The following is a 22,529-nucleotide window of genomic DNA, read 5'->3' on the forward strand; positions in this document are numbered from 1 at the left end:
ATGCAGTCGATCGGTTCGGTCAAGAGCGCGGGCGGCGCCGCGTCCTATTACGGCAAGGACGACTACTACGTCTCTGGCGAGGCTGACCGCCCGGGCCTGACCTGGGGCGGGGAAGGCTCTTCACTAGCCGGCCTTGAGGGCAGGGCAGGGACGACCCAGTTCCGCCAGGTCCTGGACGGCAGTTTCGCCGGCTTCGCGAACAAGGACCCCGGGCAGGCCGGAGGAGGGGAGAGCGGCAAGGGCGCCGCCGGCCCGAAGGACGGCGGCAAGCATCGTGCGGGCTGGGATTTCACCTTCTCGGCCCCGAAATCCGTCAGCGTCGCGATCCTCGTCGGCGGCGACAAAGGTCTCGACCGCGCCCACGACAAGGCCAACGCCGCGGCGATGAGCTACATCGAGAAGCACTTCTCGGTGACCCGTGTCCGCGAGGGGGGCACGATCGTTCAGAGGGTGACGGGCAACCTTGTCTACGGGTCGGTCGTGCACGGCACCTCGCGCGCCGGCGATCCGGATCGCCATACCCACAACGTCGTCGCCAATCGCACCTTCGATCATCAGACCGGCCAGTGGCGCGCGCTGGAGACCCATCACGCCTTCAAGCACCAGCAGCTGACCGGAATGATCTACCAAGCCCAGCTCGCCGCCGAGGGGCTGAAGCTCGGACACAACTTCGTCCGAGGGCACACGCAAGGCACGTTCGAGCTGGCGTCCTGGTCGAAGGACCAAATGCGAGTGTTCTCGCAGCGGCGCGAGCAGATCGAACAGCAGATCAGCTTCGAGAAGCTGAGGACCGGTGAGGATCCGTCGCCGGCGGTGATCGACAGGCTCGTCCTTCGTAGTCGTCCCGACAAGGAGCACGTCGCCCGGTCCGAGCTGGTCAATCGCTGGAAGGCCGTCGCCGAGAAGAACGGCATCGAGGTGGACCGCGTCATTCGGGAGGCCGAGTCCCGCGAGCATGGCGCGGACCTGACGCCGACCAGTGAAGGCTTCATCAAACAGGACGGGCTCGTCACCCGCATCCGGGAGGCGATCTTTGGTCGCCAGGCGCCGAAGCAGGCGGATCCCTACGCCCTTGGCTCACGAGATCCGGGCGGCGACCACGTCGCCGGGGCCGCTGTGTCGTTCGCGGTCCGCCATCTCGAGCAGAACAACGCCGTCTTCGACCGGCACCAGGTCGCCTTCCATGCGCTTCGCGCAGCGCCGGTCGGGGTCACGATCGACCGCATCGAAGCTCAGATCGAAAGGCTGACGGCCGAGAAGCATCTGCATGTCGCTGATCGCGAGGTCCTAGGCGGCCTGACAACGGCTTTCGCCGTGAAGCTCGAGCAGTCGATCCTCGGCCGGATGGACGCCGGCCGCGGCGCGGCGGCGCCGATCATGAGCCGCGCCGAAGCCAAGGACGCCATCGCCGGCATTTCGGAGAAGATGGCGAAGGCCAGCGGCCACAGCCTGACGAACGGTCAGGCGCGTGCCGCCTACCAGGTTCTCTCGACGAAAGACCGATACGTCGCCGTTCAAGGCTGGGCGGGCGTGGGCAAGACGACCCTGTTCAGCACGCTCAAGGGCGTGCTCGAGGAGAAGGGCCACTCCATCCATGGCGTGGTGGCGACCCACGAGGCCGCCGGCGTGCTGCGCCGTGAAACCGGCATCGAGAGCAACACCGCCGAGTCCTGGCTGCGGGGCAGGGAGCGCGACCTCGAACGGGGCGGCGTCGCCCTGGAGAGGGCCCGCGCTCACTGGAAGGACAGGACGCTCCTCGTCGACGAATCCTCCCTCCTGTCGAACGCGTCCCTACACCGCATCCAGGTGGTGACTGAGCAGCTCGGGCTGCGCAGCGTCGTCCTTGCCGGCGACAAGGGTCAGATCGGCTCCGTCGAAGCGGGCTCGCCCTTCCGCCTTCTGCAGATGGCGAAGATCGCGACCACGGAGATGCGGGACATCATCCGCCAGAAGGATCTGGGCTTGCGGCGCGCGGTCGAGCTTCTGGCGGACCAGAAGGTCCACCCGGGCATCCGCGCCCTCGGCGAGCGCGTGCACCAGGTCGGCCGCGACGCGAGCGACCAGAAGGTCGCCGAGAAGGCCGTCCAGCTCTGGAAGGAGCGCCGCGCTGAACGGCACACGCCGCCTATCGTCGTGCTGACGCATGCGATGCGGGGCCTGGTCACTCAGAACGTCCGCAACGAGCTCATCAGGTCCGGCGAGCTCGGGCCGGTCCTGGGCCAAGAAACCCGCCTCTATGAGGCACGCATGTCGAACGCGGAGAACGTGCGCGCCGACAGCTATGCCGTCGGCCAGGTCGTCGTGACCGCCAAGGCCATGAAGAACCTGGGCCTTGCGCGCGACACGCAGGGCCAGATCGTCGGCGTCGACCGCGACCGGAACCGCCTCACCGTGCGGATCGAGGACGGCCGGATGGTCAACTTCGACCTGAACACGTTCCGCGGCGACCGGATGGGCTTCAACACCTATTCGGCGCGCGAAGCGGAGATCCGCGCGAACGAGCAGATGGTCTGGGAGAAGTCCGATGCGAAGCGCGGCTTCTTTGTCGGCGCCGGCTTCACCGTGCTCGGCCGCGACGGCGACAAGTGGACGATCCAGGACAGAGCCGGAAAGGTCCACCAGGTCACCGACAAGGACCTCCGCTTCACGGGCTACGGGCACGCGATCACGGCTGACCGAGTGCAGGGCGACACGGCGATCAATGCGATCGGTGTGCAGACGCCGCGCGAGGGCCAGTCGGTGGCGATGACCCGCATGTACGTCCAGGCGTCGCGCCCCAAGGAACGCTTCGACCTCGTCACGACCGACGCCGGGCTCCTCGCGCGCAAGCTCGCCAAACAGTCCGGCGTGAACCCCTCGGCGCTCGAAGCCCTCCGGGACGCCGGCCAGCAGCTGATCCAATCCGTCGCCGATCGCGCCGGGATCGTCCGCGGTGACGAAGGCAAAGGACTGGCCGGGGGGCGGGCTCTCCTCGTCCCAGACGAGAAGGTCCCCCCTTCGGCGCCGGTCCAGGACCGCGAACGGGACTTCAGCAAGACCCACGACCTCAAGCAGCCGGAGAAGACGCTGTGACCCGATGTTCCGGCTGCCTGCTGGCGCGCATCGACAGCAGCTAACCCATCAGCGCGCGACGATCGAGCGCCTGCCGCCACCCACCCGCAGGGAGACACCAATCAACCTGCCGAGCATGAGATGAGCCCACCGACCGACCATCATCTGCAGCCCTACCTTGAGGACCCGAGCCTCAGCGCCGAGCTGCGCGCTCTGTTAGCCGCCTGGGCCGTCCGAGACCCTGGCCAGGCCAGCTCAGACGCGCGCACGCTCTGGGACTTCCTCGAGCGGAAGCGCCCCCTCGCGACGCTCGTCCTCGACGACGATCAAACTCCGGCGCCGCTGCGTGAAGCGCTGCGTGCCTGGCTCGACCGCGCGCCCGATCACGCGATCCGGGACGCCCAGCTCCTGACCCAGATCCTTGGGCCCCGTGAGCACCATCATCAATCTGCCAACCTGGTCGCGGCCTCCGGCCCGGCCATCAACTGAGGCCTTCTTCCAATGACGATGCAGTTCTTCGACGTTCTTCCTTCCGCCGGCGACCAGCCCACGGTTCAGGCCAGCAAGACGCAGGTGATCTTCTCCGTCCCGGTCGCCCTCGCTAAGCGCGTCGGCATCGAGGCCGGCGGCCACGTCCACCTGCAGTACGGCGAGGAGGGTGATACTCGGGCCGTGCGCCTGGCTCCTGCCGAAGGCCAGACCGAGTGGAAAGCCGTTGGCCGCAAGAACCTGATCCAGGTCTTCGCCAAGCAGCTCATGCCGAAGACGGAGATCGACAAGACCCCGGTCTCTCACAGCACTGACCGGGGCGCGGTGATCCTCAACCTGCCGACCGCCTGGAAGCTGGCGTCGCCCGACGTCGTCGACCGGGACGGCACCGCCAAGACCAGGCGTCGTTGAGAAATGTGGAGGGTCGGTACCGAACGAGACTCGGAGTGCAATGGAGGGCCGCTGAAGGTGCGCGTTATCATCGCGCCCCGGGACCTAGTTCCGGAGCTCGCGCTTGCCTCGCCGCCGCGGCGGCTTCCCCTTTTGTTGTAGGGGAGCCGCGTCTAGGCTCTCGTCACGACGGCAGAGCGCTCCGAAAGTATCATCCGTATCGACATGGACGCCTCCGCCGAACCCGCTCCAATCCCGTTCGACACGGCGGCGCTGCAGTCGCTGGAAGCGATCCTGTCCGCCCCGCAGGGCATCGATATCGGCGAGTTTCTGGCGACGCTCGACGAGCACTTTGCGCGGCAGCGCTCGCTAATCGACGTCCAAGCTTACCGCGAAGGCCGAAAGCCTTGGAAGAAGCTGGCGGATGAGGTGGTCCCTGTTGCGGCGTTCCTTCGCCACGTCGGCATTACCGGCCAGGTTCGCTTCCCACTGAACGATCAGCCGCCTGATGCTTGGGTTCGTGAAGCTAGTTCGGAAGCCGAGGTCGGGATCGAGGTGACCCGGGTTCTCGCCCGCTCCAAGGTCGAGACCGCCCGGAGCCTGCAGGATAAGCCTGTGGTCCCGGGCTTCCTCGGCCTGTCGGACAAGGCCTCGCCAGAGGCCTATAAGCAGGCCAAGAAGCGCGGCCGAATCCTGAACAGCCGCCGCGGCATTGAACGCGCGATCGAGGGCAGCATCACCGAAAGGCTGGCCGGGAAGTCCGCCCCCAAGTTCCAGGGCCAGAAGCTACTGCTGGTAACCCCGCTCGGGTCCGCTCCGGACCACGATTGGGAACCACTGTGCGAGCGGTTGCAGCCGGTCGCGAAGGGGACCGCTTTCGACCAGATCTTCCTGGTCGGCGAGGCAAGTTCCAGTCCGCCCGTCCTGCTCTTCGACCGGACCGCCCAGGACGTCGTTCCCGCCTCGGCGGAGCCCTGAGCCACATGGCCGACATCAGCCGGGTTCGAGAATTGACGATCCAGCTCCATGGGCTGGCTAAGGCCGACGCGGCCTACACGCTCTATTACGACGAGACCAACAACGCGCGCCGGCTGCACGTCACGCCGGACGGCTTCAACGTCAGGGACCCGGCGTGTTTCGTCCTAGGCGGCGTAGGCCATGCTGGGCCGCCTCGGCCGCTCGACATTGCCGCGCTCCACAAGGCTGTCCGCCTGCAGCCCACGGCCAAGGAGCTGAAGCTCGAACACCTTGGCGGAGGTGACTTTCTCAAGCTGATCGGCGGCCAGAAGGTCGCCGCCTATCTCGCGTGGATGAAGGACCAGGATCTCTTCGTCCACTACAGCGCCGTTGACCCCGTCTACTGGTCGACCGTCGATATCGTGGACGCCATCATCAGCGATGACCAAATGGGTCATATGACGCTGTTCGGCGGATCGCTGAAGGACGACCTCTACACCGTGCTGCGGATCGATCTGGACCACTTGGCGGACCTCTACCGCCGACACGGCTATCCCAACATCGCCCAGGACGCCTGGCCAATGTTCGCCGGCGAGCTGCTCGATATCCTGGAAGCGCGCGAAGAGCTGCTCGACCATTTCAACTACTACACCCTGAAGGGCGTACTGCAGCACGCCGCCCGCGGCGCCACCTTGGCCTATCTTGAGCGCGAAGCCGCGAACACTCTGATCGACAGCTTCGTCGACTTCTTCGCCGAGCGGTTCTGGCTGCTGAAGAACGCCACGCACGTCCTCGACGTCGAACCATTCATCCGCAAGCGCCTGGATGCGCTCGACCTGTGCGATGGGGATCGGCCCATCACCAATTTCCGCTTCGACGATTCCAAGGCCGAGCCCGGCGTGCAGGTCTCCGACCCTATCGTCGGGCTGCTCGGCAAGTTCCTCACCTACATCGGACGAACGGACCCGGAAGACCTGGCCAACGACGCGCAGGACCTGAGCCCGCTACAGCGGGCGAATTTATCGGCGCTGAATGAACTCCTCGACCGATCCGCCGAGGAGAACCCGGCATTCATGAAGAACGTCATGGCAGCCACAGATCTTCAGCGAGCCCGCGACTTTCTAGAAGGAGCGTAAGGCGTCCGTTGCAGCCTGGCGCTAAATGGCATCCCAGGTGCGGCCCCATTCGGTGACCGTCTTGCCCGACCGGCTCTTCTCTTCGGGGAAGAACCGGCGACGATAGCGCTGGCCGTCGTGCTCCACGACCTCACCGCTCCTGGCTTTGGGATGCAGGGCATCCAGCGCGGCGCAGAGCCGTTCGTGATCAGTCATAGGCAATGCGCCCTGGGCCTTTAGTTGCGCGGAGAGTGCCCGAACACGGCGCCGCGCTGCCTGACGCTTCGAGAAATGCTTGTCCGGGTTGCCACTTGTGTCGTTGGCCCAGCGATCGTCCCACAGGGCCACTTCGTCTTGCGCCTGCTTAAGATCCTGCAGCGTCGCGCGAGCTTCCTCCGCCATCGGCTCCTCTACTCTCGCTGGCTAGTCGTCTTCCGTCTCCGCCTCAACGGAGGCGGCGCCGCCCAGTGCCTCGTAACGGCGCGAGGCCAACCACTGCAAGCGCTTGGCCTGGGTGAGCAGTACGCGGCGCAAGCCGCCCTGCACCTTCCGCTCCGAAATAACCTGCGCTAGCCGCGACAGGATCAGCGCGCGCCTGGCCAAGCGAAAATCGGGGTGGGAGCGCAGCTCGAACACGCGCTCAGAGACTATCCGACACCGAAGGGACGCTGGTGCCTCCACTGCCATGCGGCCGGGCGGCGGGTCTTTCTCGTTCAGGATCGCCTTAAACTCGGAATTCTCGATCGCCTGCTCCGTGATTAGGCGCTCCAGCGCATCCAGGTGCTGACGCGCCTCCGCGTCGGACCGGTTGGCCGCCTGCAGGTGGGGGAGGGGCCAGACCTCAATCTCGAACACCTCGAAGGGGTCGAGCACGGACATGGCGACTGCGTCTGTGCGCTGGTTGGTCAGGTGTCGGCGAATGCGGGTGCGCAGGCGTTCGTTCGTCTGCCCGACGTAAATCGGCTCGCCGTCGTAGTCGAAGAATGCGTAGACGCCCCATCGGAAGTTCCCGACAGGTGTCGGGCCGCCCTGCCAGGCGAAGGGCGTGTCTAGGAAGCGGACCAGGTTGGCGCGCAGGTCCTCGGTTTCGAACGGCGGGAAATTGACCGCGTCGGGGTTGCGGCCGAACAGCGGAGCCGGATCAGTCACGCGTGGCCGTCCTCACGCCGCCTTCACGCCATCACCCTCGGCGGCGTCGGCCGCGGAGGAGGGGGCGAGCAGGGGCTCGAAAATGTGCTCGGCCAAGTGTCGCACGACATGGACCACCACGCCGTCGCCGGTGAGGTGGTAGGCCTCGTTGTAGTTCTTCGGCAGCTTGTAGGTGTCGTCGAGGCCCATGAGGCGGGCGGTCTCCCGCGCCGAGATCAGGCGGGTGCGGACCTTCTTGCCGTCCACCACCATGATCACCTGGCGGCTGGAGCCGCCGGCTGGGGTCCTCAGGCAGCCGGCGACGTCGTCGAAGCGAACCTCGGCCCGCTGGACCTTAACGCCGCGCTCGTCGAGGCGTGTGCGCTTGTAGATGCCGCCGACCATCCGCCGGCCGGCGCGCTTGGCGGCCTCCAGCTTGGCCCGGTTTACAGGGGACATCTTGGCGACGATCTGGTCGCGCTCGGCGTCGGTGTGCCAGGCGACGCTGTCGGGGTGCTCCTCGATCAAGTCGGCGAAGGTGTCGTTGCGATGCGGCGGCGCCGGCACGTTCCACCAGACCATACGCTTCAGCGCGGTCTTGCCGACGCGCTCGAACGCCCGCTGCAGGGCGGCAGTGTGGAAGGGTGCGATCGGGCCGGGCGAGAGCAGGGCCGCGTCGATCTCCACGTCATCGCGCACACCGATCATGAAGAGGCGCGGGCGGGACTGCGGCACGAACAGCGAGGCGTTGATCACCAGGGCGCCATAGCGATAGCCGGCGTCGGCGAAGGTCTTGCAGATGGCCTCGAAATCCTGGCCGCCGTGCGAGGTCAGGGTCCCCAGCACGTTCTCCAGCGCGATCAGCCTGGGCGCGCGGCCGGCATTCATCAGGCCTCTGATCAGATCCCAGAAGGGGTAGAAGGTCCCAGACCGCTCGCCCTTGAGCCCCGCGCCGACCCCGGCCAGCGACAGGTCCTGACAGGGGAAGGACCCCCAGACCAGGTCAGGTCGGCCCGGCAGTTCGCTCGCCTTCAACTGCGCGACATCGCCGACGGTCAGCTCGCCGCCGGCACCCCAGTTGGCCTGGTAGGTCAGGCCCTTCTTTGGGTCGAAGTCGTTGGCGAAGAGGCAGGTCCAGCCGCCGCCCAGCCCGGCCCGCGCCATGCCCGCGCCGGCGAAGAACTCGTAGAAGCTAGGCATGGTCGTTGACCCCGCCGACCTCAACGCCCTTCAGCTGATCGCGCGCCAGCTTCTCCTCGATCGCCTCGGTGATCCAGGTGTTGCGCGAGATGGCGCCTGGCCGCGCGCTTCGGCTCGCATCGATGGCGTCGAAGGTCTCGCCGGGCAGGCGGAGATTGATGCGGTCCAGCGACCGGATCGTGGGCGTCCTCGAATCAGCGAGCATGGCGCCAGTGTGGCGCCACATCTGCGGCCCGTGAATTGTTCTTTTTTTGTTCGCGCCTTCCCGCAGAGCCAGCCGGCCGCGGCTGGCGGCGGCTTGACATAACTCACACAAACGGTGAGACATATAAACTCACAGTGACTGGAAGTTGTTATGGGCCGTCCAACCAAGGGCTCCGAATTGCAGTTCACCTCACGCGAACTTGGCCGCGCTGCGGATCTGACGGTCCGCAACATCGGCTTTCTCTATGAAGAAGGGTTGGCACCGGCGCCGATCCACGGCGATGTCGGCCGGGGAGGGCACCGCCTCTACAACAGCGTCTCCCTGGCGCATGCGGCGCTGATTGGTGCGCTCCACCTCGCGGGCTTCGAGCTGCTGGTTGCGGCGCGGTTGGCGGCGGCCCTCTCCGACGATTTCGGGGCGATCTACGGCAAGCTGCACTCCAACCTCCAGGACCAGGCCCGGAGCCATCGGTCGCTCTTCTCAGGCCTCGGGGCCAAGGCGGTGCTGGACGACGACTTCTGGATCTACAGTCGGCTGGTGGATGGGGTGGCCGACTACAGGCCGGACGTGGCTCAGCGCGGCGACGTCCTGCTCGAGATCGCCGACCACGAATATGTTCTGACGGCGTCCTACGGCTCGAAGGTCAAGATGCTGTCGCCGGCCCTGAACGAGGGGATGGACGCCAACCCCGAGTATCGCATCGTCGGCCGAGGGGCCGATGTGGAAGTCATTTCGATCGTCGACGAGGTTGGCAGCCTCGATTTCGAGATTTATCCCGAGAACCGCGCCCACATGCGAAACCTGACGCTCGAATATCTCGCGGCCCGCGAGAACGCGGTGGCGCTCACGCGGCTCAACGTGTCGCTCGCCATCCGCAACGCCTTCGGCCGCGTCCTCAAAGAGCGGGCTCCACTGGCGGCCTAGCCGGGCGTAAGGCGCCGCGGCGAAGTGGGCCGCCGGGCGCAACTACCAAGGTGCGCCGAAGGGCCGGATTTCCGCTCGCAGTCGGCTGCCCCGAGCGGCGAAGGGACGTGGCGGTCGTGAGCTACGAGGCGCGCCAGGTCGAGGTGCGACACTGTCGAACTTCTCGCCCATGCCCGCTAATCTCGCCGGCCTACCTTCTCTGCTGTACGAGTCGGACGCCGCTTGCTCAATGCCACGCCCACGACCGAGACCGCCAAGGATCTCGAAGTCATGGCCCAGGCCCTCGAACGGTCTGGCGGCTATCGCGTGCTGCGCCGCCTGACACCGTTGGCGCGGCGCGAGCCGCCGGCCGGCGTGCAGACCCGGCAGGGCTTGTTCGTCGATACCGAGACCACGGGCCTGGACGCCACGCGCGACGAGATCATCGAGCTGGCCATGGTGCCCTTCACCTATGGGGTGGACGGCGAGATCTACGGCGTCGGCGAGACCTTCCAGCAGCTGCGCCAGCCGACCAAGTCGATCCCGCCGGAGGTGACAGCCATCACTGGCATCGACGACGCCATGGTAGAGGGCCAAGTCATCGACCCGCGGGCCGTGGCCGCGTTCGCGGCGCCGGCGGCCCTGGTGATCGCCCACAACGCCGCCTTCGACCGCAAATTCCTCGAGCGCTTCAGCGAAGTGTTCAATACCAAGCCTTGGGCCTGCTCGATGAGCGAGGTGGACTGGGCAGGGGAGGGGTACGAAGGCACCAAGCTGGCATACCTCGCGTCCAGCACCGGCTTCTTTTACGAACGCCATCGCGCCACCCACGACTGCTTGGCGGCGCTGGAGCTCCTGGCCCGGGTCCATCCGGTCAGCAGGCGGACCGGCCTGGCGCAGCTTCTCGACCGGGCCCGGACGCCTACCTGGCGCATCTGGGCTGAGAACTCGCCCTTCGACCTCAAGGGCCAGCTGAAGGCGCGCGGCTATCGCTGGAACGCCGAGGCTGGCGGCGGTCCGCGCGCCTGGTACATCGATGTCGTCAAGGAGGCACGGGAAGCAGAGGTCGCTTTCTTGCGTGCAGAAATCTACCGCGGCGAGATCGATCCGCTGATCCGCCGCATCGACGCCTACGATCGATTCTCCGATCGGTGCTGACGCTTCGCGACGGATCAAGGCGGCGATGACGACGGCGAGCGAACCTGTGAACGCCCACCTCGAGGCGAAGCTGGGGCCGACCCACACCCTATTCCGGCGCATGACGCTGGAGCGGTTCAACGCCCTGGCCCAATGGAGCATGCCGCCAGCGATGCGCGCCGATACCCTGCTGGCGTCGGCCTGGACCGACGCCGACGAACGGGTGGCCATCGCCGTCCTGCACCTGACCGAAACCCGCGAGTTTATGTGCGTCGCCTTCGCCCGCGACAGCGCGGGCCGCTGGCGGGGTTTTGAGCGGTCGGGGCATCTTCCAAGCGCCCGGGCGGGCGAAGAGGCCATCGCTCGTGACTTCGGCCGCCAGCTCCTGGCAAAGACGCCGACCTTTGCCGATGTCCCCGATCAACCGCCGGGGATTGACCTTTTCGCCCCAATCGAGGGGGCGGCACGGCTCGACGACGCCTACGTCCTGCTGCGTGACGGCTTCGACCACGCCGCGGCCAAGGCCATGCTCCAGGAGATCACGCGCTGGTTTCCCGACCTTGACGGCCACTTCGTGCGGGAAGCCCAGACTACCGGCTTCAGCGCCCGGATCTGGGAGCTCTATCTCTGGGCGGCGTTCCGCGCTCTGGATTTCGACATCGGCTATGGCTCGCCCGTGCCGGATTTCGCGCTGACCAAGGGCGGCCAGCGCCTGTTCGTCGAGGCGACGACGGTCAGCGGCAAGGAGCCCTTCACCACCTCCATAGGCCCCGGCGCGCCAAAGGAGCCGACCGGCCCGATCTTCACCTACCTCGAGCACGAGATGGCGCAGAAGTTCGGCTCGCCGCTGTTCTCGAAGCTTAAGAAGCGCGACTGGGAAAAGCCCCATGTCGCCGGCCACCCGTTCCTCCTGGCCTTGGCGGATTTCCACGCGCCCGGATCGATGCGCTGGTCGGCCGGCGCGTTGCCGCAGTACCTCTACGGCCTGAAGTCGGTGCTAACGCCGGACGCCGACAACCGGCTGATGGAGATGTTCATCCCCGGCGAAGACCACGTCGTTGGCGACAAGCGGGTGCCCACTAATTTCTTCGCCCAGCCGGGCGCCGAGAATGTCTCCGGCGTCCTGTTCTCGAACGCCGGGACCCTCGCTAAATTCAACCGGATGGGCGTGCGGGCCGGATTCGGAGATGCGTGGGTGAGTCTGGTTCGGGAAGGGGTGCTGGTCGATCCGCAGGTGTTCGGCTCTGAGGAGCGCTTCAAGTTCGATGTCGAGAGCCCGGCCTACCAGGAGGATTGGTGGGACGAGATGATCCTCTTCCACAATCCCAACGCGCTCCACCCCGTCGACCCGGCCCTGTTCCCCGGCATCGGCCAGGTCCGTATCGCCGACGGGAAATATCTCGAGGGTGGGCCCATGCGGGTGCTCTGGTCGGACACCACGATCTTCGACTTCCTGTCCCGCAAGAATGGCCGACCAAGTTGGGCGGTCGACCCGTCTGACGGCGAGGCACCCGCGTGAACGAGGCCGCCAGCCCCGCTTCCGTGACTGTGACCGCGCGGCTAGAACTCAGGCATACGAGGACGTCTAGCGGGAATGGTCCTGCCCACGGCCTTAGGTGAGCTGGCCTTGGCACCCTAGATCTGGGTGACGACCACGCCGGCGCCCACGCCCACCATCAAGGTACGCAGACGCTCGGCCTGGGTTCGGGGGAGGGCGATGACGAGCAGGCGCTGCGCACGGGACGCGCCGACGTAGATCTTCCGGGCATCCTCGTTGTCGTCACCGCCGCCGCCGGCCGAAAGGGTGTCGAGGATCCCCTTAGCGGTCGTCGTCATCACGACGCAAACGGCCGGAAACTCCATGCCCTTCACGCTGTGGATCGTGCGCGCAGGATGACCGCTCGTCGGGTTGGCCGCGAGGGCGGCAGAAAGACCGTCGTTCCACCTGAGCTTCTGCTTGATGGTCCCGCCGCCCGCGGGGAGGAGCGGTTCGAGGAGGCGCCGGGCTTCATCAAGCCACAGCTGCGCCGTCGCGAAACGCTCAGCGGAAAATCTTAGGGCGTCGGCCAGCGCCATGGCCTCGGGGCGCCAGTCGGCGGCCTCGGTCTCCGTCTCGCTAAGATGCTGGTGGTAGGTCTTCGCCCCGAGCCGGCCCGCGACCTGCAGCATGATCCGATGGATCGCTTCGAGCGCCTCCTTGCGGCCGCCAAGTTCGAAGGAGAAATGGAAGTCGCTGACCGCGACGGCGAGACGGTAGCTGAGATCTTGGACCCCGCCATCGGGAGGATGGCCCAGGGCGTTGCTCCCTGTTCTTCGGGTCGCGGCCACAACGGGGCAGTCCTCCGCGACCAGGCCCAGGCCGTTGGTCAACTCGCGGAACTTCACCCCGATGGATGCGGGGACGCCGCCCTTGTAGGCCAGGATTTGAACCTCGGTGGGCTCGTCGCGAAACTCCCCAAGGGCCTCGTCGATCAGCGCCCGCTGGGTCGGCGGCCGGAGCGCCACAATCGCCCGCGCGATGTGCTGGCTGGAGCGGAAGTTGCCGGACATCGGCATGCGCTCATCAGCCGGGAACGTGGCCGCGAAGGCCGTCAGCTCTCGCGTCACGCCGCCTCGAAATCCATAGATCGCCTGGTTGGGGTCGCAGATGACCTTCACCGGCGTGCCCGCGTTGCGGAACCAGGTGATGATCTCAAGATCCACGGGATTGCAGTCCTGCGCCTCATCGACCACCAGTTCCTGGAAGCGCCCGGCGAGGGCCGGCGCTAGGACCGCACCGCAGGCCGGGTCACGCAGGCGCGCTAGGGCGATCTCGCGGGCGTCGGCAAAGTCGAGTTCGCCCCGGTCCAGAAGCCTCTGGCGCAGGTTCCGCGCGGCCGTTTCATGGGCCTTCACGTTGCCGCGGAAATTGGCGCGTCTCAGCTTGTCTTCAATCGCCACCCCGGTCGTCCGATCGAAGCACTCAAGCTTCAGGACCTGGGCCCGGTCGTAGGGCAGGACGTCCCTGGCGTCCTTGTCCGGGATCAGGCGGGGCTTCTCGGCGCATCCATCGATGCCGAACGGGGCGATCAGCAGCTGCCACAGGAAGGAATCGAACGTGCCGATGAAGTGAGGAAACGGGGGCGTGTCGATCAGTCCCTCGCGGCGCAGCCGGTCTTCCAGTTCAGACACCGCCGCCAGGGTGAAGGACAGGAAAGCGACGCCGCGCCCTGATCCGAGTCCGGACAGACTCTGGCGCGCTCGCTCGACCATGACCTTTGTTTTGCCTGCCCCGGGACACGCCGCGATGAACGCGGATCCGCTGTGGGCGATGATCAGCTTCTGCTGGTCCGTCGGGATGAACGGCTTGTCGCTCACACCACCAAGGCCTCAATGGCCTGCTTCAGATAGGGCGGAACGTTGAACGCGCCGCCTTCATTGATCGCATCGGCCAGGACCTGGGCGAAGTCGCCCTTCCGGGTGGTCTCGAACAGCTTCTGGACTGCGACCGCCTGCGCGGCGCCGGCCTGGCCGACCGCGGCATCCCACTTTTGGCCGGAGTTCGGGTGAAGCGCCAAGTAGGCGGCCTTCATGACGTCGGCGTTGTCGGCCCGAACGAGCTCACTTTCCAGCGAGTAGTCGTTGACGATGACGTCCAGCAGGTCCTTCGCGCCAAGCTCCGTGGCAGTGGCCTTGAGCCGCCGCTTGCGCCCCGCGCCCGGCGTTTCCTGGCCGGCCGGGACCTCGCCGCCGTCGCCGTCGGTCAGGACGACAAGGCGGTCGGCGATCCGCACCTCCTTGTAGGGGGTCAGGAGCAGCTTCGCGTAGGGCTCGAAGTCAATACCGTCGATCGGGACGAACACGGCGGATCGGAACAGGCGCAGCTTCTCGACGTCATCCTTCAGGACGATTTTCTTGGCGATGACCGGGAGCAGCAGGGCCTCGGCAATGCCCTCCACCAACAAGACGCGCCCGCCGAAGAGGAAGGCCGACTTGGTCACGTCGAGGTAGCGGTCGATCTTGCGGCGTTCGATGTCCGTCAGCGCGAGCGCGGCCAGCGGGATACAGCGCGTCACCCGTCGCGGTCTTCCGGCCGCGATGACGGGGTTCGGTTCAATCTCAGGCACGATCTCGGCGGGAACGCCGGCAAGGGGCTCCGCCGGCGCCTCGTCGGCAGGCGCTTCAGCCCCGCCAGGCGGCAGCGGCAGGTGGGATCTGAAAAACACCAGCTTGCGGCTCTCGACCCAGGCCGACAGGTTCGGGGAGTGGGTGGCGACGATGATCTGGAGCTCGCCGGCAGGGCCCTGATGACCTTCCTTCGGGATCCGTGACTTGGTCGCCTGTTCGTCCAAGAAGCTCAGGACCGCCGCCTGAAGCTGCGGGTGTAGGTGGGCCTCGGGCTCCTCGACTAGGAATAGTGTCAGGTCGGCGTCGTTCACCTTCTCCAGCTCGACGGCGATCGTGGCCATGTAGAGGAGGTTGGCATAGCCGTGACCCGAGTAGCGCAGGTCCTCGGGCTCGATACCGTGATCGGCTAGTTTGAACCGCAGGTCCCGGGCGATGTCGATCAGCTTCTCGTCATTGGCAAAGCCGAGCGAGGCCGACTGGCGACGAACGCCAGCGGTCAGGGCCGATAGGCCGATCTCCACCGCGCCGCCTACCTTCGTCAGGATGTCGGCGTCGGCGCCGCGGCGCAGAGCCTTGGCCACATCCTCCGGCGCGCCGCCTTCCAGGAAGTGGTTGAGCAGGGCGTAGATCCGGGTGGGATTGCCGGAGGCAAGCGCGCGCTTGGCGTCCCGCAACGGCGGCAGATAGACGTGGCGGACGCTCTCGTGACATCCCGGTTCGGGGTTGCCGCGCTGACTGCCGGCCCAGAGCTGAGGGCGTACCGGGAAACGGCCCGTGGTCTCGTCATACTTCACGCCGAACACACAACCCGAGATGGCGGCATCGGTCGCGGCGGTGATCAAGCGCCCGCGCTGTCCGGGGTTCAGCTCGGTGAAGGACGCGCTGAGTTCGAACATCCGGTTGGCGCTGCCGAAACGAATGTCGGTCGTCTCGCAGTAGATTTCGCGCCGACCGCCCAGGGGCTGGGTCAGCAGCCGGATCGCGTCGATCGCGTTGCTCTTGCCGCCATTGTTTTCGCCGACAAGGATCGTCAGATCCTTGCACAGCGGGATTTGGGCCTCCTCGAAGGAGCGGAAGTTTTTGAGCCCGAGATTCTCTAGGTACACCAGAGCCCCCATCGCCAGACGGAGCCCTCGACCGACATCGATTCAACCCCCGTTTTGGCGCCATGGTGAAGCCTGGGTTGTGTTCATGCAATGCGCCCGAACCACTGCGCAGGGCGCCCCTGCACGGCCTGCGCCGACAGGGTGACCTCCTCACAGCGGTTACGAATGCGCGAAAGCAGCGCTTAGACGGGCCGAAACGCGCCAGCGCCGGGACGGTGACATTACAAACTGGCGGCTACATGCAAACGACGCATAACATATCTTATGCGAAATCGTGTCGGTCAGTGTTCGGGCAATGCGTACCGACGGAGTACGATCTGGTCACCTTCCTCAAAAACATCGAGCACGCGATTGATGAGGTCCGGATCCGCTTCAAGGTCATCAAGGGCAGCTTCAAAAAGGTCTAACTGAGCGTCGAGGTCCAACACCTCGCCCGTTAGGCAAATGAGCCCCGCGTGGATTTCCGCCTTCGAATGCAGCCCGGGTGAGCCAGGGGCGCCTGCCGGTCCGCGGAAGTCGTAGGCGTTTCGGGTGACGAAGGTCCAATCACCCTCGACGATGAAGGGGAGAAGATTCCAGTCCTGCCACCCGCGCTTTCCCAGCCACACAACGTGCGAACTTTCGGCGTACCCGCGCCGGATTGCCAGGTGCGCTAGCTCTTCGCTTAGGCACTCATCGATCAGGAGTTTCAAGTGCGCCGGCGCCTTGCAACGCGCTTCTCGGAGACAAGCTCCATCCCTTTGCGTTGAGATGTCGACGGTCGACCGCGCTGAGGATTCGCCGACGCATACAGCCTCGCGAGCTCAATCTGCTCAGCATTGAGCGTGGAATACGCCGCCTGAATTTCCTGCGTGCTCCGGCCAGCGTTCAGCGCTGCGGCGACATCGTGGACAGGAATGCGCGTTCCGCGGACCACGGGCGCTCCACCAAGAATATTCGGGTCTTCGACCACCATCTCGCGAGCCCTGTCGAGTGCCTCATGCCTTGCGAGCGTCTCCGCTTCGAACGGCTCAAAATTCACGCTCAGGAAGTCGTGCTCGACCACTCGCGATCTACGTCCTCCGTGGCGAGGAGCGGCAATTAGGCGATGAATGACGTGCACTCGCTCCCCTGCCGTCAGCCGCTCCGCGGCATGGAAGTAGAACCTGACAAACGCACAAGCTTCCGACCTCACTCGCCGGCGGTCGCCCGCCTCCAGGAATGTGTCAGGGAGGATGCGTTCGTCGAAGACACGGTTGACGTCTCGCACCGTCACATCTGCGACTACAGCCGCCTCGGCTGGCGTTAGGAGCTCTTGCGTCGCCATATGAAATCCTTCCGATTGTCCGGAAAGATAATGCGTGAGCGACGAGTTTGGAAGCCTTGGGGATCCGAATGATGGAATGGCTGCGCCCGGCTCTTCGGCGGGGCGTTTTCTCAGGTGACTGCGACGTCAGTTACGAACTCGCGCTGTCCCCAAGCAGTGCACAGCAAGGGAGGAGGCGTGGAGGCCTGGGAGGGAACTTCGAATGGATGAGGGAGGGCCCTGATGCTAGCGTCGCGACTGTTAGTCGATTTCCAGGATGCTGACGTGACCGAGGACCGCCGCAAGATCACCGACCTCTCGATTGACGATCGCACCGCGCGCGTGCTCGAGGCCGGCATGAAGGCCGCGACCAGTCCCGCGGGCATGCAGGCGCACGCGACGGCAACGAGCACCTTCAAGGGCCTGAGCTACGCGATCTGGCTTCTGCCTGTCATCGCGTTCCTTTGGGCCAGCAGCGGCCGCAGCATCGCTTTCGGCGTTTTCGTTGCGCTTCTCGCGTGCCTTCCGGCTGCATTCTTTTCGTTCGTCTGGGGCAAGATTGCCCAGGGCAACGAGGAGCTCCGCAAGAACCTGAAGGACGCCGGCATCGTTTCGTGAGCCAGTCCGGCCGTCTCTGAGACGGCGCATTGGCCGCCATTCAATCAATCACGCAGTCAAAAAATGAGGGCCCGTGAGGGCCCTCTTCCCGTTTAGTCGCGCCGGAACCGGCTCTCGCCGGCCGCCTGCTGCATGTGCATCGGTGACGGATACGGCGTACCCGCCTCGATGGCTTCTTCCTCTGCAGCACGCCCCTCGCCGGCGCTTCGTTGCGGTGCCGGCGCTTCGCCCGGCCGGGGCGGCGCTTCGAACGGGACCTGCGACTCACCGTGCTCATGCTGCTGCGAGCCGCCGGCTACGCCGCCGGAGTAACCACTCAGAGCATCCGGTCCCGCCTGCGAAAATGCGCCGAACGGGCTCTCCGACGGCGCGCTCTGGCTCAGCGCCGGCGATGGGGCCAGCGCGTCGAGAACGGGAGCTTGCCCATCCCCATCGCCCGCGACGTGATCAGCCCTCGCCGGCGTGTCGGCTCGATCCACTCCGTAGGGCGTTGTGGGCCCCGCGCCGCTGCCGCCTCCGAACCCGTTCTCGATGAACCCCGAGCTATATGCGGTACCGATTACGCCGGGGTTGCCGGTAGAGAAGGCGGCCATCGTCCTGATGCCCTCGGGCGAGGTCGCCCACTCCTTCGCGTTGTCGACGAACTGATTGAAGTTGTCCTCACCCATATCGAGCACGCTACGCAGCTTCTGGTGCTGGGCACCGCTCAGACGGTCGCTCACCGCGCCGGTCGCCCCCTGGACGGCCGCCAGATCCGCCGGGCTTCCATCGCTGAGGTCGGAACCCCGATAAAGCGAATCGCCGCGGCCGATCGACGGCCGGACATCCGGGATCGCTTCGCCGACACCCTTAGCCAGGCCCTCCTCAGTAGGCTTGCCGGGAGCCTGCACCTGGGGCGCACTGCTGAAATCCAGCCCCGAGGCCATGTCGCGAGCGGCGGTAACGCCCGGCATCTCGACCATCCTGTCGAGGGCTTCGCCGGCGAACTCCTCCTGGAGCCTGGCGTACTGGGCTCTCGCCTCGGGCGTCTTGCCTGACAGGAGCGCGCCCAGCTCCCCCTGCCCCACGCCGTTGCGCTCGGCCCACCCTTGGGCCCAATTGGCGAACTGCGGCTCGTAGTTCTGCTTGAAGGTCTGGGTGTACGTGTCCGCGTTCTCGGCCACCTGTTCGTACCGCTCGGCGTTCGCATGGTACTTCGACGCCGTCGTCGTCAGGCTCTCCATGCTGGCGAAGGTGTCCGCCTTTTCGTTGGCGGACATCCGGTCGTGCGAGCTCGACTTCTCGAACGACTGCTGAGCGTACTTTGCCGAAGAGCTGGAGAAGCTGTCGGTCCACGACTTGTCCGAGAACTTCGATAGGACCATGTCGGTCGCTTCGCGTTCCGCGCTGGTCGACGAGCCGGAGCCCTCCAGCGACCCTCTGATCGCGGCGCCGGCGCGGCCCTGCAGCCCTCCCCCGATGCCGAAGAACTCCGGCGCCAGCTTGCCCTGGACGGAGGCTTCGCCGAACGCCTCGACGGCCATCTTGCCCACGAGCGAGCGAGAGGTCTCGTTGCTCACGCCGTGACGCTGGCTGTAGTCCTGGGCGATCCGATCGAGCTCCGCGTGGACCTTCTGCTCCTGCTGACGCTGCTCGCTGCCCTCGGCGTAACGCGAGGCCTCGCCGGTGCGCCAGCTTTCCGCATACCGCTGCGTGTCGGAGAACGTCCGTGAGACGCCTTCCGAAGCCGCGGTGTTGAGGTTGTTCCCCACCTCCCAGCTCTGGTGGCCGCGCTGCACAGCGGCGCTGGAGAGCGCCTTGGTCGCGTCGATCGAGCCGGCCGTGCTCGACTGAGCCATTTGATACGAGAACGACCCGTCCCGATGGATGGTCTGCATGCCGCCGCCGGCGTCTTCGAACGACGAGCTGCCGGCTCGATACGAGTGGTTCGTGTCGAACTTGTTCCCGCTCGTGTTCATGAAGCTGTGGTTGTCGAAGGCAGTGTTGCCGAAGCTGAAATTGCCCGTCGTCGCCGCGCCTGCCGCCGCCTCGGCGCCCGAGCGGAAGTTGGCCATCAGCGACTCCCCCATGCCGCCCACGGCGAACGTCCCGCGCATCAGCATCGAGACCAGGACCGGGATCGACATCAGCATCGTCCCCGCGAGGGAGGCGATGTCGGCGTTGACGGAGCCGATGGCTTCTACGTTTGACAGCCGAAGCCCCGGCAGTTCGCCCGGGAAGAAGGCCGCGGCGCTCGACTCCTTCACGGCCTGGCCCATCATGATCTTGTTCAGGATCACGTAGAGGGGCCCCCAGGCCTGCAGGCCCACGAAGCCGGAGATGTAGCCCTTGATCATCATCGGCCCCATCTTCGGCAGCAGGAAGATCGGGAACAGGACCGGGAAGATCCCGATCAGCATCACCTCGACCACGATCTTCAGCAGCGGAACCGCCCGCTCGCCGACGCCGCCCATGATGTGCTGCAGGTTGCGTGTCTGCACCTCGGCCTGGGTCTCGGCCATTACCTCGAGCGCGGAGCCGCCGGTCTCGCCGGCGTAGGTCGCCACGCCCCGGCGCAGCATGTTGGCCATGAGGGCCTGGCGGTAGATGTCAGTCGCATCACGCGAGGCGCCCATGACCATCCGGTGCATGGCTTCGGCGCCGCTACGGCCATTCGCCAGCAGCTCCGCCTCCGGCGTCTCCGGGCGGATCCGTTTTTCATCGGCCCGGATCACGTTGTTGATCTCGACCGCCCAGCCCGCCTCGAGGCGGGTCGCGACGACATCGCACGTCAGGATCTCGCTCGCGGACCCGCCCGGGTTTCGCCAGGTCATGGCGACGCCGGGGTTCGGAGAGGCGCGCACGACGCTCCACAGATCGTCCGTCCGCATCAGCTGGTTCATGCTGATGTGGTCTGTGAGCACGTCCTGGTAGACGCAGCTCGAAATGAAGCCCTGCAGGTTCTGTTCGAAGATCGGGTCCGTGATCCGTGCCGAGCGCATCCGCTCGACCAGCTTCGCGCCGTAGATCATTCCCGTCTCGGAGTAGCGCATCTCGTTGACGTCGCCGAAGGCCAGCTCGGTCAGCTGGATAGCCCGGTCGCCGACCTGGCTGGTCAGGCTAGCGACCGCGGCGACGCCGAGAGGAACGTTGGCGACCGGCGCGTTGAGCGCCGGGTTGAGCACGTCCGTGATCTGCACTTGGACCTTGGGCGCCCACAGGACGGCGTAGGCGATGTAGGCGGTCAGGAACCACTGGAACATCGACCTTAGATTCAGGTCGAAGATCATCTTGAGGAGCCCGAACAGCACCCCAAGCACCATCGCCAGGCGGATGAGCGAGCTCAGCCCGTTCGTGCCGGCCATCATGGCGACGGAGTTGAAGACGTCGCGGTAATACTCGCCGCCGCCGTAGGCGATGAACTCGAACATCCCCTGCCCCGGTCAGTAGGTCTTCATGGACGAGGAGAAGGCGACGGCGCTGCCGACGCGGTTGGCGATCCGGGTGCTCAGCACCGCCTCCATCGCCTGCGTATTGGCCACCATCGCCTGCATGGCCGAGGTCCGGGTGGAGAGCTGACCCTGCTTCTCGAGCAGCTCGGCGCGGATGTCCGCCATGCTTCTGCGCCAGGCCTCCGTCTGGCTGGTGTCGACGTTCTGGAGGTTGGCCGCGCCCTTCTCGACCTCGTTGATCATCTTCGCGACCCACGTGTAGGTCAGATCGAGCGCCACGATTTCCGAGTATTGGGCCACTGCGATGGGCGCCAGGGCCTTCTCGTGCGCGACGTGGACGGCCAGCATTTTCGCGACCGGAAGCGACGTCATGCCGAGGAAGTTCTGCTCCGCCGGCGTGAGCGGCTGTCGCGCCGCGATCTTGCCCGCGATGTTCGACAGCATGTCGCCGACCTTCTTCTTGAAGGACGAGTTCACGCTGATGTTGATCGCCTTGTTGAACGCGACCGGCGCCAGGCACGAGGTCGTGTCGTTGCAGCGGTGTGCACTGATGGTGCCGCCATCGATGAACTTGTTGATCAGGCCCTGATCGCGCGCCGCGGCCGGCATGATCGTCACGCGGCAGCTGCCGTCGTTCCCGGTCGGGCACTGGTAGATCACCGTGCCCGTCAGGGTCATCATCAGCTCGCCGAGGTCGGCCTCGCTCTGCAGGAACGGGTTCTTCTTCACCGCCTCCCAGGCGAGGTTCGTGTTGATCGGGATGACCGCCTTGGCGTTCGGGTCTGACGACTGGTTGGTCAGGTTGGAGGCGGTGTTCTTCGAGCAGCCGTGCCGAGCCGCGATCGGGTCCGAATAGGTCCCGTCCTCGTTGGCGAGAGCCTGACACAGGTGCTTTGAGCCGGCGTCGATCTTCTGCCACGCGCCGTCGACCAACTGCTGCGCGGCCTCGCAGGAGTTGATGTTCATCGCGTTCACCTTCTGAACCCAGTCCTGAAGGGTCTCCATCTGGTTCGCGATCATCGGCGACAGCATCTTCATCGCCAGCAGGAAGACGTAGCCTTCCGCATTCGACGCGATCGCCTTCAGGTTCGCGATCAGCTGGTCGGTGTTGATGAAGCTGAACCCGCCCGAGAAGATGTCGATGCCGCCGCAGCCTGCCCGCATGGACGGGAGCTGGACGGTCGCGATCTGGGTGTTCTCCTGAGGCGCCCGATAGGACAGGCTGCCCATCGTGTAGTAGCCCATGCGCTGGCCCTGGTAGGCCGTCGGGCCGGTGACGTTCGCCGCCGTGACGGAGTCACCCCAGAAGTCGTCCATGCTGTCGTTGACGCCCGCCCGAGTGGGGACAACGGCGAGCAGCGAAAGAGCGACGCCGGCGCACAGCGCCTTCTTGAAAAGTCGGTTCAT

At 65.9% G+C, this 22,529-nt stretch carries 19 protein-coding genes; 9 read left to right on the forward strand and 10 right to left on the reverse strand.

What is annotated here, in order from left to right; all coding sequences use genetic code 11:
- From mobF to G3573_RS00255, 5 genes are all read left to right on the forward strand, one after another.
- Positions 1–3,072 (forward strand): MobF family relaxase, encoded by a 3,072-nt coding sequence (gene mobF, locus G3573_RS00235; protein ID WP_163258832.1) that lies wholly within the window; start codon positions 1–3, stop codon positions 3,070–3,072.
- 120 nt (positions 3,073–3,192) lie between these two features.
- Positions 3,193–3,540: a hypothetical protein gene (locus G3573_RS00240; RefSeq protein WP_163258833.1), complete on the forward strand. Its 348-nt coding sequence runs from the start codon at positions 3,193–3,195 to the stop codon at positions 3,538–3,540.
- Positions 3,541–3,552: 12 nt separating this feature from the next.
- Entirely contained in the window at positions 3,553–3,951 is a 399-nt protein-coding gene (locus tag G3573_RS00245; protein WP_163258834.1) for a hypothetical protein, read from the forward strand.
- Between the two features lie 204 nt (positions 3,952–4,155).
- Positions 4,156–4,908, forward strand: coding sequence for a hypothetical protein (locus G3573_RS00250; protein WP_163258835.1), 753 nt, complete (start codon positions 4,156–4,158; stop codon positions 4,906–4,908).
- A 5-nt stretch (positions 4,909–4,913) separates the two neighbouring features.
- Complete coding sequence (locus G3573_RS00255; protein ID WP_163258836.1) at positions 4,914–6,023, forward strand: DUF3800 domain-containing protein; 1,110 nt, start codon at positions 4,914–4,916, stop codon at positions 6,021–6,023.
- A 21-nt stretch (positions 6,024–6,044) separates the two neighbouring features.
- Here G3573_RS00255 and G3573_RS00260 read toward each other — a convergent pair whose 3' ends face one another.
- From G3573_RS00260 to G3573_RS00275, 4 genes are read right to left on the reverse strand one after another with little or no spacing between them, the layout of a single operon-like run.
- The gene (locus G3573_RS00260; protein WP_163258837.1) at positions 6,045–6,404 is read right to left on the reverse strand and encodes a hypothetical protein; all 360 of its coding nucleotides are present in this window, start codon (positions 6,402–6,404) and stop codon (positions 6,045–6,047) included.
- 21 nt (positions 6,405–6,425) lie between these two features.
- Positions 6,426–7,151 carry a GIY-YIG nuclease family protein gene (locus G3573_RS00265; RefSeq protein ID WP_163258838.1) on the reverse strand — a complete coding sequence of 242 codons (726 nt, stop codon included), beginning with the start codon at positions 7,149–7,151 and terminating at the stop codon, positions 6,426–6,428.
- 12 nt (positions 7,152–7,163) lie between these two features.
- On the reverse strand, positions 7,164–8,330 hold the full coding sequence (locus G3573_RS00270) for a DNA cytosine methyltransferase (protein WP_163258839.1): 1,167 nt from the start codon (positions 8,328–8,330) through the stop codon (positions 7,164–7,166).
- Positions 8,323–8,535, reverse strand: a complete 213-nt coding sequence (locus G3573_RS00275) for a hypothetical protein (RefSeq protein WP_163258840.1) — start codon at positions 8,533–8,535, stop codon at positions 8,323–8,325. Before G3573_RS00275 ends, G3573_RS00270 begins: the two co-directional genes overlap by 8 nt.
- 150 nt (positions 8,536–8,685) lie before the next feature.
- On the opposite strand from G3573_RS00275, the gene G3573_RS00280 reads away from it, so the two are divergent.
- From G3573_RS00280 to G3573_RS00290, 3 genes are all read left to right on the forward strand, one after another.
- Positions 8,686–9,459: a hypothetical protein gene (locus G3573_RS00280; protein WP_163258841.1), complete on the forward strand. Its 774-nt coding sequence runs from the start codon at positions 8,686–8,688 to the stop codon at positions 9,457–9,459.
- Between the two features lie 222 nt (positions 9,460–9,681).
- Positions 9,682–10,596: a 3'-5' exonuclease gene (locus G3573_RS00285; RefSeq protein WP_276208650.1), complete on the forward strand. Its 915-nt coding sequence runs from the start codon at positions 9,682–9,684 to the stop codon at positions 10,594–10,596.
- 25 nt (positions 10,597–10,621) lie between these two features.
- The gene (locus G3573_RS00290) at positions 10,622–12,094 is read left to right on the forward strand and encodes a hypothetical protein (protein WP_163258842.1); all 1,473 of its coding nucleotides are present in this window, start codon (positions 10,622–10,624) and stop codon (positions 12,092–12,094) included.
- A gap of 116 nt (positions 12,095–12,210) precedes the next feature.
- Here the strand turns inward: G3573_RS00290 and G3573_RS00295 are convergent, their stop codons facing one another.
- The 4 genes from G3573_RS00295 to G3573_RS00310 all read right to left on the reverse strand — a co-directional run bounded on the left by G3573_RS00295 (position 12,211) and on the right by G3573_RS00310 (position 16,833).
- Positions 12,211–13,932 (reverse strand): ATP-dependent helicase, encoded by a 1,722-nt coding sequence (locus tag G3573_RS00295; RefSeq protein WP_163258843.1) that lies wholly within the window; start codon positions 13,930–13,932, stop codon positions 12,211–12,213.
- Complete coding sequence (locus tag G3573_RS00300) at positions 13,929–15,788, reverse strand: AAA family ATPase (protein WP_163258844.1); 1,860 nt, start codon at positions 15,786–15,788, stop codon at positions 13,929–13,931. Before G3573_RS00300 ends, G3573_RS00295 begins: the two co-directional genes overlap by 4 nt.
- A gap of 281 nt (positions 15,789–16,069) precedes the next feature.
- Positions 16,070–16,480: a DUF5615 family PIN-like protein gene (locus G3573_RS00305; protein WP_163258845.1), complete on the reverse strand. Its 411-nt coding sequence runs from the start codon at positions 16,478–16,480 to the stop codon at positions 16,070–16,072.
- Positions 16,477–16,833, reverse strand: a complete 357-nt coding sequence (locus G3573_RS00310) for a DUF433 domain-containing protein (RefSeq protein ID WP_163258846.1) — start codon at positions 16,831–16,833, stop codon at positions 16,477–16,479. Before G3573_RS00310 ends, G3573_RS00305 begins: the two co-directional genes overlap by 4 nt.
- 525 nt (positions 16,834–17,358) lie before the next feature.
- On the opposite strand from G3573_RS00310, the gene G3573_RS00315 reads away from it, so the two are divergent.
- Positions 17,359–17,691 carry a hypothetical protein gene (locus tag G3573_RS00315; protein ID WP_163258847.1) on the forward strand — a complete coding sequence of 111 codons (333 nt, stop codon included), beginning with the start codon at positions 17,359–17,361 and terminating at the stop codon, positions 17,689–17,691.
- Between the two features lie 92 nt (positions 17,692–17,783).
- Here the strand turns inward: G3573_RS00315 and G3573_RS00320 are convergent, their stop codons facing one another.
- Positions 17,784–21,101: a conjugal transfer protein TraG N-terminal domain-containing protein gene (locus tag G3573_RS00320; RefSeq protein ID WP_163258848.1), complete on the reverse strand. Its 3,318-nt coding sequence runs from the start codon at positions 21,099–21,101 to the stop codon at positions 17,784–17,786.
- Between the two features lie 12 nt (positions 21,102–21,113).
- Positions 21,114–22,529, reverse strand: coding sequence for a conjugal transfer protein TraH (locus G3573_RS00325; protein ID WP_163258849.1), 1,416 nt, complete (start codon positions 22,527–22,529; stop codon positions 21,114–21,116).

Source organism: Caulobacter sp. 17J65-9 (assembly GCF_010975005.1).
In the GTDB taxonomy this organism is placed as follows: Bacteria; Pseudomonadota; Alphaproteobacteria; order Caulobacterales; family Caulobacteraceae; genus 17J80-11.